Raw genomic sequence first — 12182 nt, 5'->3', positions numbered from 1 at the left:
GGCGCTCAGCCCGGATAGACCGGCGCCGTTCCGTCCTTGTCCACCTTCTGCCACTGCGATCCGGACGGCAGCCGTACGATCCCGTCCTCCGAGCAGGCCACCAGCGGCACCCGCTCGTCCTCGGACGCGGCGATCGACTTCACGCCGGTGAGCGCTCCCGGCGCCGGCCCGTCGAGCGTGGAACCGTCGACCTGGACGTACCGCATCTGCAGCACACCGCCCTGCTCCCGGCCCACGACGAGCAGCCTGCTGTCCCCGGCCCACGACAGGGCGCTGACCTGCTCCAGGTCGGGCGCGGCCGATCGCAGCTCGACCACCGACGTGCCCTGCCCGGTGCCGTCGTCGCGCTGGATCCGGCCTATGAGCAGGGACTGCTTGCCGGCCTTCTCCACCACCAGCGCGATCCGCACCCCGTCGGCGGCGACCCGCGCGTCCCTGATCCGGCCGGACAGGTCCGGCACGGCGACCTGCTCCGGTTTGGTGGCGCCCTGTTCCAGGACGTACAGGCGCGGACGGTTCGGGTCCCGGTCGGCCACCCACAGGTCGCCGCGGGCGTCCCAGCTCGGTGTCGTCAGCCGGTCGTCCGCGGTCGGACCTCCCTGGCTGCTCACCAGGGCCTGACCCAGCGAACCGCCCGACGCCAGCGACGTCACGTACAACGACCTGCCCTGGTCGCCGACGCCTGCCCCGCTGTGCTCGTCCCGCGACACCGCCACCGACTCGAGCGCCTTGCCGCCCTCGCCCAGCGGACCCGGCACCGGTACGGCACTGGTGGTGGTGCTCCCGGTCGGTATCCGCACCAGCCGGTGCTTGGCGTCGAGGTAGTACAGGTTCTCGGGGCTCTTGGCCGACCCGCGCCAGGCGGTGGCCTCGGCGCGTTCCTCGCTCAGGTCGCACAACCGGTGGCCGCCGCCGCCCTGCAACTCGACGGACTCCAGCGTCGGCGCCAGGTTCCGCAGCGTGAACAGCAGCTGCGTCGCCATCTCGGTGCACTTGGTCGCCGCGACCTGGGACACCTTGAGGTTCAGCGGAACGGTCAGCTTGTTCTGGTCGTCCGGCGCCAGCCCCGACACGTCCTTCTGCAGGGCCGTACCGGTCGGGAAGCTGGACCTGACGACCGGCCCGAGCCAGCTGGTGGGGCCGCTCAGCAGCGAGCGCACCATCTGCGTCATCGGGTCGACCTTGCTGCGCACGAACACCGGATCGGCGACCGCCACGGGCTCCCCCGTGGACCCGACCGTCGTGTCGGAGGCGAAGTAGTACTTGTCGACGGACGTGTAGTTGCGCTGGAAGTCCGACTTGCCCATGACGACACCGTCGGGCAGCGCGTCGATGCGCCACTGCCCGTTCTTGGGGTCCCGGGTCAGATGCACCTTCTTGCTGAAGGAGCCGTCGGCCGGCTCGTACGCCTGCTGCGCGTCCACCGTCGCGACCCTGCTGCCCGCAAGGACACAGGTGACGCTGTTGGCCGTCTCGCGGCCGCTGCCCGCTCGGCAGTCCGGCTCGATGCTCGGCCCATTGGCGAGGACCGTGGTCGACTGCTCCGGCCGCCAGGCGTGCGCCGCATCGGGCGTCAGGTACTTGCGGGCCGTGTCGTACGCCGGGTCGTCGCTGGTCAGCGCCTCCAGGAAGCCCTGCATGATCTCGGCGGGGCCGGCGCCCTCGGCCGGCGGCATGGCGAACACCCGGACCCCGGTGTCCTGCCGCGGCGTGGACTCCACGTTCCGCAGATCCCCGCTGTCGGGCATCGAGGCGCACCCGGCCAGCAGTACGGCCCCCACGGCTGCGTACGCCACCGCGCGACCCGGCCGGTGCCGGGCGCCCCCCTTGCGGTCAGCGCCCACGAAATGCCTCCCCTGGCTCGGTCGAGTCCTCCGCTGCGGCCGCATCCGGCCGCGCCGCGCCCGCGTCGGCTGCCGGGCGCGTGGTGGGCCTGTCGTCCGCGCGCCGTGCGCCACCGGCGGGCCGGGGCACCACGCGCGCGCCGTTGCCGTTGCCGGGCAGCGCCGCCGGACCGGCCGCGGGCCCGGCAGCGCCCAACCGCGGCGCGACCGCGGCGCGCGGCGGCAGTGCGGCGCCATGCGAGCCGCTCGGCTGCACGGGAACGGTCGCGCGCTTCTCGTCGCCTCCGCCGGGCAGACCGGCCTCGTCGAGGCCGCGATTGCGGCGCGAGTCCTTGGGCTCCAGCGGTATCGGCGAGCCCCGCAGCGGCTCGTCCGCGGTCCTGGGCAGCGTCAGCCGGAACTGCGAGCCACCGCCCGGCTCGCCCCAGGCCTGCAGCCAGCCGCCGTGCAGCCGCGCGTCCTCCAGGGCGATCGACAGCCCGAGGCCGGTACCGCCCGTGGTACGCGCGCGTGCCGGATCCGCCCGCCAGAAGCGGCTGAAGACCCGCGTCGCCTCGCCCGGCTTGAGCCCCACGCCGTAGTCGCGCACCGCGACCGCGACCGCGCCACCCGCGGCGGCCAGCTTGACCACGACGTCCTTGCCCTCGCCGTGCTCGACGGCGTTGACGACGAGGTTGCGCAGCACGCGCTCCACACGGCGGGCGTCGGCCTCTGCGACGACAGGCTGCTGATCGCCGACCACGCGTATGTGCGTGCCCTTGCGCTCTGCGAGCGGCTCGGCGCCGCTCACCACACGCCGGACGACCTCCCTGAGGTCTATCGGCTCGGCCTCCAGCGCCGCCGCGCCCGCGTCGAAGCGGCTGATCTCCAGCAGATCCGCGAGCAGCGACTCGAACCGGTCCAGCTGGTCGGCGAGCAGCTCGGCCGAGCGCGCGGTCACGGGGTCGAAGTCCTCGCGCGCCTCATGGATGACGTCGGCGGCCATGCGGACGGTGGTCAGCGGGGTGCGCAGCTCGTGCGAGACGTCCGAGACGAACCGGCGCTGCATCCGCGACAGGTCCTCCAGCTGCTGGATCTTCACCTGGAGGTTCTGGGCCATCTTGTTGAAGGCCTCGCCCAGGCGGGCGATGTCGTCCTCGCCAGTGACCTTCATCCGCTCCTGCAGCCGCCCGGCGGACAGCCGCTCCGCGATCCCGGCCGCCATCCGCACCGGCGTGACGACCTGGCGCACCACCAGCCAGGCGATGGCCCCGAGCAGGACGACGACGAACAGCCCGGCGGTCGCGAGGGTGCCCTTGACCAGACTCAGGGACTTCTCCTCCTGCGTGAGCGGGAAGAGGTAGTACAGCTCGTACGGCCGCCCGTTGGGGTCGCTGACCTGCTTGCCGATGACCAGCGCCGGCTGCGACTCCTTGCCGTTGGCGTAGACGATCCGGGTGTAGCTCTGGGCGGCCGTCGTACCACTGTTGACGCGCTCGCGCAGGTCGTCGGGGATGCTGGAGGTCGGGTTGACGTTCCCGGAGCCGCGGGGGCTGCGGCCGCCGCCGCTGTCGTCTCCGACGGGCAGCGTGACGACGTCGAAGGCACCCGCACCGCCGCTGGACAGCGACTCCACGAGGTCACTCATCCACTGGATGACGTTCTGCGACTGCCGACCGTCCGCGGAGGCGGTGCCGTCGGCGGTACCGCTGCCGGCGGCCGCACCCGTACCGGCGCCACTTGCCGCCTCGTCGGCCTTCTGCTTGGCCACCGCGAATCCGCCGGTGGCCTGGCTCTGCGAGGCCTTCACCTTCGCGTCCAGCAGGCCGTTGCGCACCTGCCCGATCACCACGAAGCCGAGCAGCAGGACGACGCCCAGGGACATCACCAGCGTCGTGGCGACGACCCGCAGCTGGATGTTGCGCCGCCACAGCCGCATCACCGGCAGCAGCGGACGGCGCACCCAGCGCAGGAGCAGCCTGATGACCGGGCTGCCCTGGACCCCGCCCTCGAGCAGGCCGCCCTCGAAGACATTCCTGACCCGGGCGCCCGGCGTCCGGCCGACAGGCCGCCCCGGACGGGCCCCGGACCGGCCGGGGGCCGAAGCGGCGCTGTCCCCGGACATGTCAGCTCGGCCCGGCCTTGTAACCGACACCACGGACGGTCACCACGATCTCGGGCCGCTCCGGGTCCTTCTCGACCTTGGAACGCAGCCGCTGGACGTGCACGTTGACCAGCCGTGTGTCGGCGGCGTGCCGGTAGCCCCACACCTGCTCGAGCAGCACCTCACGGGTGAACACCTGCCACGGCTTGCGGGCGAGCGCGACCAGCAGGTCGAACTCCAGCGGGGTCAGCGCGATCGACTGCCCGTCCCGCTTCACCGAGTGCCCGGCCACATCGATGACCAGGTCACCGATGGTCAGCTGCTCCGGCGCCGGCTCCTCCGACCTCCGCAGCCGCGCCCGGATCCGGGCGACGAGCTCCTTCGGCTTGAACGGCTTGACGATGTAGTCGTCAGCGCCCGACTCCAGGCCCACGACCACATCGACGGTGTCGCTCTTCGCCGTGAGCATCACAATCGGCACCCCGGACTCGGCCCGGATCAGCCGGCACACCTCGATGCCGTCCCGGCCGGGCAGCATCAGGTCGAGCAGGACCAGATCGGGCTTGGTCTCCCGGAAAGCGGCCAGCGCCTTGTCGCCGTCGGCTACGAAAGACGGCTCAAAACCTTCACCACGCAGCACAATGCCGAGCATCTCGGCCAGTGCGGTGTCGTCGTCGACGACAAGGACTCGTCCCTTCATAAACGACATCATCCCATTCTCATAACAGCGACAGGCGCCCTGGTGAGGGAGGTCACTGGCCGGTGACGATAGTCGTACGGAGCCGTCACTGTCTGCCCCCGCCCACCGATGCCGACCGTGGAGCAGGGGAAACGCGAGGGGCCAGGGTGGTTCCTCGCGGGGTGCGGTCGAGCCGGCATCAGCGCATCAGCTGATCGTCACCTGGCGCGACCTGGCGCACAGCTCCGCAAGAGCCTCGGCCGTCACGGGGGAAACGGCGCCCTCCTCGGTGACGATGGCCGTCACCAGCTCCGGCGGCGTCACGTCGAACGCCGGGTTGTACGCCTGGGTCCCCAGGGGCGCCACCGGAACACCGCCTCCCGCTCCCGTCAGCGGCACCTGCGGCGCCGCGATCTCGGTGACCTCGAAGCCGGGCCGCTGCTCGACCTCGATGGACGCCCCGTCGGGAGTGTCCGGATCGACCGTCGTCACCGGGGCCACCACGATGAACGGCACATGGTGGTACCGCGCCAGCACAGCGAGCGGATAACTCCCCACCTTGTTCGCCACCGACCCGTCGGCCGCGATCCGGTCCGCCCCGATCAGCACCGCGTCCACCTCACCGGCCGCGAGCAGCGAACCCGCCGCGTTGTCGGTGAGCAGGGTGTACGCCATGCCGGTGCGGGCTGCTTCGTACGCCGTGAGGCGGGCACCTTGCAGCAACGGCCGCGTCTCGTCCACCCACAGCCGCCGCAGCCGCCCCTCACGGTGCGCCTTGAGGGCCACCGCGAAGGCCGTGCCCTCGCCCCCCGACACCAGCGAACCGCTGTTGCAGTGGGTGAGGATCCGATGCCCGCCGCCGGGCACCAGCTCGTCCAGCAGCGCCAGTCCGTGAGCCGCCATCCGCGCGCTGGCCTCGGCGTCCTCCCGGTGCAGCGCCCGCGCGGCGGCCAGCGCCGCCGTCGCCGCCTCGGTGGGATCACCGCTCTTCGCCAGGGCGGCCTGATACGCGGCCCTGGCCCGGCGCACGCCGACGGACAGGTTCACCGCGGTGGGCCGGGCACCCTCGAGGGCCCCCGCCGCCTCGGCCACGTCGAATCCGCGCGCGGCGGCGAGCGCGACACCGTACGCCCCGGCGATCCCGAGCAGCGGCGCCCCGCGCACGGCGAGCGAACGGATCGCCTCCACCAGCGCCGGCGCGTCCGTGCACACCAGCTCGACCTCCTCGGCCGGCAGCCGTGTCTGATCGAGAAGCACCAGTACAGGGCCTTCGGGTGGTTCCTCCCATCGGATCGCAGGTATCTCGGTCGGCCGCTTGTCCCTGTCGGTTCGCTCCTGCTGATCAGCCATGCGGTCAGTCTGCCCCGGATCCGGCGGACAATTGAAGGCATCCAGCGCCCACCGCGGCCGGTCCCTTGATGACCACCCCATGGCACGATGTCTGCCAACCTGCCGCCGCGACCGCGGACGGGCACCGAGAAGGAGCTTCGATGACAGACACTCCGGGCTGGGCCTCGCCCGGAACCGCCCCGTCGAACGAGGGGCGGGAACCCGGCGCGTCCGGTCCCGCCGAGCCTGCCGACCGCCCCGGCGACACCGCACCCGCCCCGCAGCAGCCGGACGCCCATCCGCAGGGCCCAGGCGTGAAGTGGTCCAAGGAGCAGCCGGCACCCGGCCAGTGGTCCGCGCCCACCGGTGCCCCCAGCCCCCACCAGCCCCCGCCACCCGCGCCCCCCGGCCCGGGCTGGACCGGACAGCCGCCCGGCGGCCCCGGCGGCTACGGAGGCGGGTACGGCCCTCCCGGCGGTTACGGCGGCCCTCCCGGCGGCAGCGGCGGTTACGGCACCCCCCACGGCTACGGAGCCTGGGGCGGCGGCTGGGGCGGCCCCCCGCCCGCGGCCAAGCCCGGCGTCATCCCGCTGCGCCCGCTCGGCGTCGGCGAGATCCTTGACGGCGCCGTCTCCACCATGCGCACCCACTGGCGCACGGTCCTCGGCATCTCGCTGGCGGTGTCTCTGCTCCTGAACACCAGCATGGTCCTGCTGCAGGGCCTCGTCCTGAACGACACCGCCGTTCAGTCGACGTTCAACGATCCGAACAACGCCAGCCCCGACGAAGCGCTCCACGCCCTGCGCGAGACCATGATCGGCACCGGCATCGTCTCGGTGATTCGCACGATCGCCATCATCCTCTTGACCGCCCTGCTCACGACCATCACCAGCCGAGCCGTCCTCGGCAGGTCGGTCACCGCCGGCGAGGCCTGGCGCGAATCCCGCCCGCAGATCCTGAAACTCTTCGGACTGCTGATCCTGCTCGGCCTGATCTTCGCCGGTGTCGTGCTCGTCGGCGGACTGCCCGGCATCCTCGTCCTGCTCGCCGGCAACAGCGGCGGCGGAGCCGCTCTGCTCGCCCTGGGCTTCCTCGCGGCCACCGTCGTAGCGGTGTGGCTGGGGATCCGCTTCTACCTGGCCGCGCCTGCCCTGATGCTGGAACGGCAGGGCATCGTGAAGTCCCTGAAGCGCTCCGCGAAGCTCGTCCGCGGCTCCTGGTGGCGAACCTTCGGCATCGTGCTCCTCACCCTGCTCATCACCGTCATCGTCGCGTCGGTCATCTCCATCCCATTCACCCTCATCGGGGCCGCCGTCAGCGGCGACAGCACGGGCGACGTATTCGGCACCACCGGCGGACACATCGGCTGGACCGCCCTGATCATCCGGGGCATCGGCGCGCTGATCGGCACCACGCTCACCCTGCCGATCAGCGCGGGCGTCACCGTGCTCCTCTACATCGACCAGCGCATCCGCCGCGAGGCACTCGACCTCGAACTGGCCCGCGCCGCCGGTGTCCAGAGCACGGGCGGCCCCGGTCCCGTCCCGGGGAGCTGATGCGGTGAGTCTCACGGGGGGAGCGCTCACGGCGGCGGACCTGTCCGGCGCCGGCGGCACGGTCGTACAAGGCCTGCTGCGCGCGGCGGACACGGCCGTCCGCGCGGCGGGCGGCTCGGGAGACGAGCCGCCCGTCACCATCCCGCGTGGTCCCGCGCGGGATGCGGCTCGCCGCGAGCTGTCCAAGCGGATGTACCACGAGAACGACCCCGGGCTGTTCCAGCGCGCACTGAACGCTTTCTGGGACTGGCTCGACCGGATGTTCAACTCGGCCGCCTCGGCGACACCCGGCGGTACGATCGGCCTGGTTGTCGTGGTCCTGTTCGTCGTCGCCGTGCTGGCCGCCCTGTGGTGGCGCCTGGGCACCCCACGCCGGCAACCCTCCTCCACCGCCGCCGCCCTGTTCGACGACCGCCCCCGAAGCGCCGCCGAACACCGCGCGGCCGCCGAGGCACACGCGGCCCAGGGCCACTGGAACCAGGCCGTGCAGGAACGCATGCGGGCCATCGTCCGCTCCCTGGAGGAACGCACCCTGCTCGACGTCCGCCCGGGCCGCACCGCCGACGAGGCGGCCGACGAGGCCGGCCGGACCCTCCCCGCACACGCCGACCGGCTGCGGGCCGCGGCCCGCGAGTTCGACGACGTGACATACGGCGGACGCAGGGCGACCGAGCAGTCGTACCACCGCATCGCCGAACTCGACAGCGACCTGGAGCGCGCCAGGCCAACCCTCGCCCACAGCACCAGCAACACGGCCCACACCACCCACCAGGGGGCCGCCGAGTGACCGCCGAGGCCACGCTGCCGACGACCTCCACCGCGCCCACCGTCCGTCAGGTGTGGACCCGCGCGCGAGGCATCGCACTCGCCGCCGTGCTCATCCTGGTGGCGGCCGTCGCCATGGCTGCCGTACGCTCCACCGCCCGGCACGGCGAACTGGACCCGCGCTCCGCCGATCCCTACGGCAGCCGTGCCGTCGCTCAACTCCTCGCCGACCGGGGTGTTTCCACGCACGTGGTCACCACGCTCGGCGCCGCGCGGAACGCCACCGGGCCGGACACCACGCTTCTGGTCGCTGCACCCGACCTGCTGACGAGCCGTCAACAGGCCCAGCTGCGCAGAGCCACCGCGGCCTCCGCAGGACGCACCGTCCTGGTCGCTGCCGGCAGCCCCTCCGTCGAAGGACTCGCCCCTGGGGTCACCGCAGACCCCGCGACCAGCGGCGCCACCACGCTCGCCCCTGACTGCACCCTGCCGGAGGCCCGGCGAGCGGGCAGCGCCGACACCGGCGGCATCCGCTACACCACCAGCCGCCCCGACACCGACCGCTGCTACACCAGCGCGCGTCTCGCCACCCTGCTGCGCATCCCCGAGACATCCGGGGGCGGCGACACCGTCGTGCTCGGCGCGCCCGACATCCTCTACAACGACCAACTCGACAAGCAGGGCAACGCCTCGCTCGCCCTCCAACTCCTCGGCTCCCGCCCCCATCTGGTCTGGTACCTCCCCTCGCTCTCCGACACCGCGGCCACCGGCGCCGGCGACCGCAAGAACTTCCTCGACCTGCTCCCCTCGGGCTGGCTCTGGGGCACCCTGCAGCTCTTCGTCGCAGCGGGCCTCGCCGCCTTCTGGCGGGCACGCCGCTTCGGCCCCCTCGTGCCCGAAAAACTCCCCGTCGCGATCCGCGCCTCCGAGACCGCCGAAGGCCGCGCCCGCCTCTACCGCAAGGCCGACGCACGCGACCGCGCGGCCACCGCTCTTCGCTCCACCGCCCGCACCCGCCTCGCCCCCCTCGTCGGCGTCCCCGTCACCCAGGCACACACGCCCGAGGCCCTGCTCCCCGCCCTGTCCGCCCACCTCACCGGCGAGCAACAGGCCCTGCATTCCCTCCTCTTCGGACCGCCGCCCGGCGACGACGCGGCCCTCATCACACTCACCGACCGACTCGACGCCCTCGAAAGAGAGGTACGCCGTTCATGATGGACCCGACCACTGACAACGCCGGGAACACCGGGGACGCGGGCACCGCCCGAGCCTCCCTCGAAGCCCTGCGCACCGAGATCGCCAAAGCCGTGGTCGGCCAGGACCCCGCCGTGACCGGCCTCGTCGTCGCCCTCCTCTGCCGCGGACACGTTCTCCTTGAAGGAGTCCCCGGAGTCGCCAAAACGTTGCTCGTCCGCGCCCTGGCATCCGCCCTCGAACTCGACACCAAGCGCGTCCAGTTCACCCCCGACCTCATGCCGAGCGATGTCACCGGCTCCCTCGTCTACGACACGCGCACCGCCGAGTTCTCCTTCCAGGAAGGCCCGGTCTTCACGAATCTCCTGCTCGCGGACGAGATCAACCGCACCCCGCCCAAGACCCAGTCCTCCCTCCTCGAAGCCATGGAGGAACGCCAGGTCACGGTCGACGGCACCCCGCGCCCGCTCCCCGAACCGTTCCTCGTCGCCGCGACGCAGAACCCGGTCGAGTACGAGGGCACCTACCCCCTCCCCGAAGCCCAACTGGACCGTTTTCTCCTGAAACTGACGATCCCTCTGCCCTCCCGGCAGGACGAGATCGACGTCCTGACCCGGCACGCCTCGGGCTTCAACCCGCGCGACCTGCGCGCCGCCGGCGTACGCCCCGTCGCCGGACCCGCCGACCTGGATGCGGCCCGCGCCTCCGTCGCCAAGACGACCGTGTCCCCCGAGATCACCGCCTACGTCGTGGACATCTGCCGCGCCACCCGCGAGTCGCCCTCGCTCACCCTCGGCGTCTCCCCGCGCGGTGCCACCGCCCTCCTGGCCACCTCGCGCGCCTGGGCCTGGCTGACGGGCCGCGACTACGTCATCCCCGACGACGTCAAGGCCCTCGCCCTGCCCACCCTGCGCCACCGGGTCCAGCTGCGCCCCGAAGCCGAGATGGAAGGCGTGACGGCGGACTCCGTCATCAACGCCATCCTTGCCCACGTCCCGGTCCCCCGCTGATGGCACTCACCGGACGCGCCGCCCTCCTCGCGGCCCTCGGCTCCATCCCCGTCGGCATCCTGGAACCCGGCTGGACAGGCATCCTCGCGGTCAACGGCCCCCTGGCCCTCGCCTGCGCCTGCGACTACGCGCTCGCCGCCCCCGTACGACGCCTTCTCCTGTCCCGGTCCGGCGACACCTCCACCCGGCTCGGGGAGACCGCCGACGTCACGCTCACGATCACCAACCCCTCCCGCCGCCCCCTACGGGCACAGCTGCGGGACGGGTGGCCGCCCAGCAGCTGGCAGCCGGGCACCGAGATCGAGGCCTCCCGCCACCGCCTGACCGTCCCCCCGGGCGAACGCCGGCGCGTGACGACCAGGCTGCGTCCCACCCGCCGCGGCGACCGCCAGGCCGACCGCGTGACGATCCGCTCCTACGGCCCCCTGGGGCTGTTCTCCCGCCAAGGCGCACACAAGCTGCCCTGGTCCGTACGAGTTCTGCCCCCGTTCACCAGCCGAAAGCATCTCCCGTCGAAACTCGCCCGATTGCGTGAACTCGACGGCCGCACCAGCGTGCTGACCCGCGGCGAGGGAACGGAGTTCGACAGCCTGCGCGAGTACGTCCCCGGGGACGACACCCGCTCGATCGACTGGCGAGCCACTGCCCGCCAGTCTGCCGTTGCCGTCCGTACCTGGCGCCCGGAACGCGACCGCCACATCCTGCTCGTCCTGGACACCGGCCGCACCTCGGCCGGCCGTGTGGGCGACGCACCGCGTCTGGACGCCTCCATGGACGCGGCACTCCTCCTCGCGGCCCTGGCGTCCCGAGCCGGCGACCGCGTGGCCCTCCTCGCGTACGACCGCCGGGTACGGGCCCTGGTCCAAGGCCGCTCGGCAGGCGACGTACTGCCAGGCTTGGTGAACGCGATGGCCACGCTGGAACCCGAACTCGTCGAGACAGACGCCCGGGGCCTCACCGCGGCGGCTCTGCGCACGGCGCCCCGCCGATCGCTGATCGTGCTGCTCACGACGCTCGACGCCGCTCCCGTGGAGCAGGGCCTGCTCCCCGTACTGCCGCAGCTCACTCAACGGCACACTCTTCTGATCGCCTCCGTGGCCGACCCGCACATCGCACGCATGGCAGAGTCCCGGGGCAACGCGGAGGCGGTGTACGAGGCAGCGGCGGCGGCTCAGGCGCAGAGCGAGCGTCAGCGCACCGCTGAGCAGCTACGACGGCATGGCGTAACGGTCGTGGACGCGACGCCGGAGGATCTGGCGCCGGCACTGGCGGATGCGTATCTGGCTCTGAAGGCGGCGGGCCGGCTCTGATCCGCCCTGGCTCTGCCGCCCTTCGGGGGTATGGGGGGTCCTGAAATGCAGAAAACCCCGCACCGGAACGGTGCGGGGTTTTCTCAAGAATTGTTCGGCGGTGTCCTACTCTCCCACAGGGTCCCCCCTGCAGTACCATCGGCGCTGTGAGGCTTAGCTTCCGGGTTCGGAATGTAACCGGGCGTTTCCCTCACGCTATGACCACCGAAACACTATGAAACTGTCGAACCCTGCCGCACCACACTCCGTGAAACGGAACGCGGGGCTGTTCGTGGTTTCAGAACCAACACAGTGGACGCGAGCAACTGAGGACAAGCCCTCGGCCTATTAGTACCGGTCACCTCCACCAGTTACCTGGCTTCCAGATCCGGCCTATCAACCCAGTCGTCTACTGGGAGCCTTACCCCATCAA

The 12182-nt window shown here is 72.1% G+C and carries 9 protein-coding genes and 2 rRNA genes; 5 read left to right on the top strand and 6 right to left on the bottom strand.

Annotation, left to right across the window (positions count from 1 at the left end; all coding sequences use genetic code 11):
• Positions 1-5: 5 nt before the first annotated feature.
• The 4 genes from SRB17_RS00055 to mtnA all read right to left on the bottom strand — a co-directional run bounded on the left by SRB17_RS00055 (position 6) and on the right by mtnA (position 5956).
• The gene (locus tag SRB17_RS00055) at positions 6-1844 is read right to left on the bottom strand and encodes an LpqB family beta-propeller domain-containing protein (RefSeq protein WP_323374763.1); all 1839 of its coding nucleotides are present in this window, start codon (positions 1842-1844) and stop codon (positions 6-8) included.
• Positions 1834-3948, bottom strand: coding sequence for an MtrAB system histidine kinase MtrB (gene mtrB, locus SRB17_RS00050; RefSeq protein ID WP_194293868.1), 2115 nt, complete (start codon positions 3946-3948; stop codon positions 1834-1836). Before mtrB ends, SRB17_RS00055 begins: the two co-directional genes overlap by 11 nt.
• A gap of 1 nt (position 3949) precedes the next feature.
• Entirely contained in the window at positions 3950-4639 is a 690-nt protein-coding gene (gene mtrA, locus SRB17_RS00045) for a two-component system response regulator MtrA (RefSeq protein WP_191870552.1), read from the bottom strand.
• 174 nt (positions 4640-4813) lie between these two features.
• A complete protein-coding gene (mtnA, locus tag SRB17_RS00040; RefSeq protein ID WP_153533492.1) occupies positions 4814-5956 on the bottom strand; it encodes an S-methyl-5-thioribose-1-phosphate isomerase in 1143 nt (380 codons plus the stop codon).
• Positions 5957-6096: 140 nt separating this feature from the next.
• Between mtnA and SRB17_RS00035 the strand changes: the two genes are divergently transcribed.
• From SRB17_RS00035 to SRB17_RS00015, 5 genes are read left to right on the top strand one after another with little or no spacing between them, the layout of a single operon-like run.
• Positions 6097-7491: a proline-rich domain-containing protein gene (locus tag SRB17_RS00035; RefSeq protein ID WP_153533489.1), complete on the top strand. Its 1395-nt coding sequence runs from the start codon at positions 6097-6099 to the stop codon at positions 7489-7491.
• A gap of 4 nt (positions 7492-7495) precedes the next feature.
• The gene (locus SRB17_RS00030; protein WP_416237010.1) at positions 7496-8278 is read left to right on the top strand and encodes a DUF4129 domain-containing protein; all 783 of its coding nucleotides are present in this window, start codon (positions 7496-7498) and stop codon (positions 8276-8278) included.
• Positions 8275-9471, top strand: coding sequence for a DUF4350 domain-containing protein (locus SRB17_RS00025; RefSeq protein WP_323374762.1), 1197 nt, complete (start codon positions 8275-8277; stop codon positions 9469-9471). Before SRB17_RS00030 ends, SRB17_RS00025 begins: the two co-directional genes overlap by 4 nt.
• On the top strand, positions 9471-10460 hold the full coding sequence (locus SRB17_RS00020) for an AAA family ATPase (protein WP_153535430.1): 990 nt from the start codon (positions 9471-9473) through the stop codon (positions 10458-10460). Before SRB17_RS00025 ends, SRB17_RS00020 begins: the two co-directional genes overlap by 1 nt.
• On the top strand, positions 10460-11770 hold the full coding sequence (locus tag SRB17_RS00015) for a DUF58 domain-containing protein (protein WP_153533487.1): 1311 nt from the start codon (positions 10460-10462) through the stop codon (positions 11768-11770). The genes SRB17_RS00020 and SRB17_RS00015 overlap by 1 nt, the downstream gene beginning before the upstream one ends.
• A 92-nt stretch (positions 11771-11862) precedes the next feature.
• Here SRB17_RS00015 and rrf read toward each other — a convergent pair.
• Both rrf and SRB17_RS00005 read right to left on the bottom strand, forming a co-directional pair.
• Positions 11863-11979: ribosomal RNA gene (gene rrf, locus SRB17_RS00010) — 5S ribosomal RNA — on the bottom strand.
• A gap of 98 nt (positions 11980-12077) precedes the next feature.
• Positions 12078-12182 (bottom strand): 23S ribosomal RNA (locus tag SRB17_RS00005); the annotation flags it as partial.

This window comes from Streptomyces sp. RB17, assembly GCF_009604455.1.
In the GTDB taxonomy this organism is placed as follows: domain Bacteria; phylum Actinomycetota; class Actinomycetes; order Streptomycetales; family Streptomycetaceae; genus Streptomyces.
Note: the sequence above shows the minus strand (reverse complement) of the source record. Positions and strands in the feature narration are given on the sequence as shown.

Excerpts from the sequence above, each read along its gene's own strand:
- mtnA (WP_153533492.1), bottom strand. The coding sequence starts at position 5,956 with ATGGCTGATCAGCAGGAGCGAACCGACAGGGACAAGCGGCCGACCGAG.
- mtrA (WP_191870552.1), bottom strand. The coding sequence starts at position 4,639 with ATGATGTCGTTTATGAAGGGACGAGTCCTTGTCGTCGACGACGACACC.
- SRB17_RS00035 (WP_153533489.1), top strand. The coding sequence starts at position 6,097 with ATGACAGACACTCCGGGCTGGGCCTCGCCCGGAACCGCCCCGTCGAAC.
- SRB17_RS00015 (WP_153533487.1), top strand. The coding sequence starts at position 10,460 with ATGGCACTCACCGGACGCGCCGCCCTCCTCGCGGCCCTCGGCTCCATC.
- SRB17_RS00020 (WP_153535430.1), top strand. The coding sequence starts at position 9,471 with ATGGACCCGACCACTGACAACGCCGGGAACACCGGGGACGCGGGCACC.
- mtrB (WP_194293868.1), bottom strand. The coding sequence starts at position 3,948 with ATGTCCGGGGACAGCGCCGCTTCGGCCCCCGGCCGGTCCGGGGCCCGT.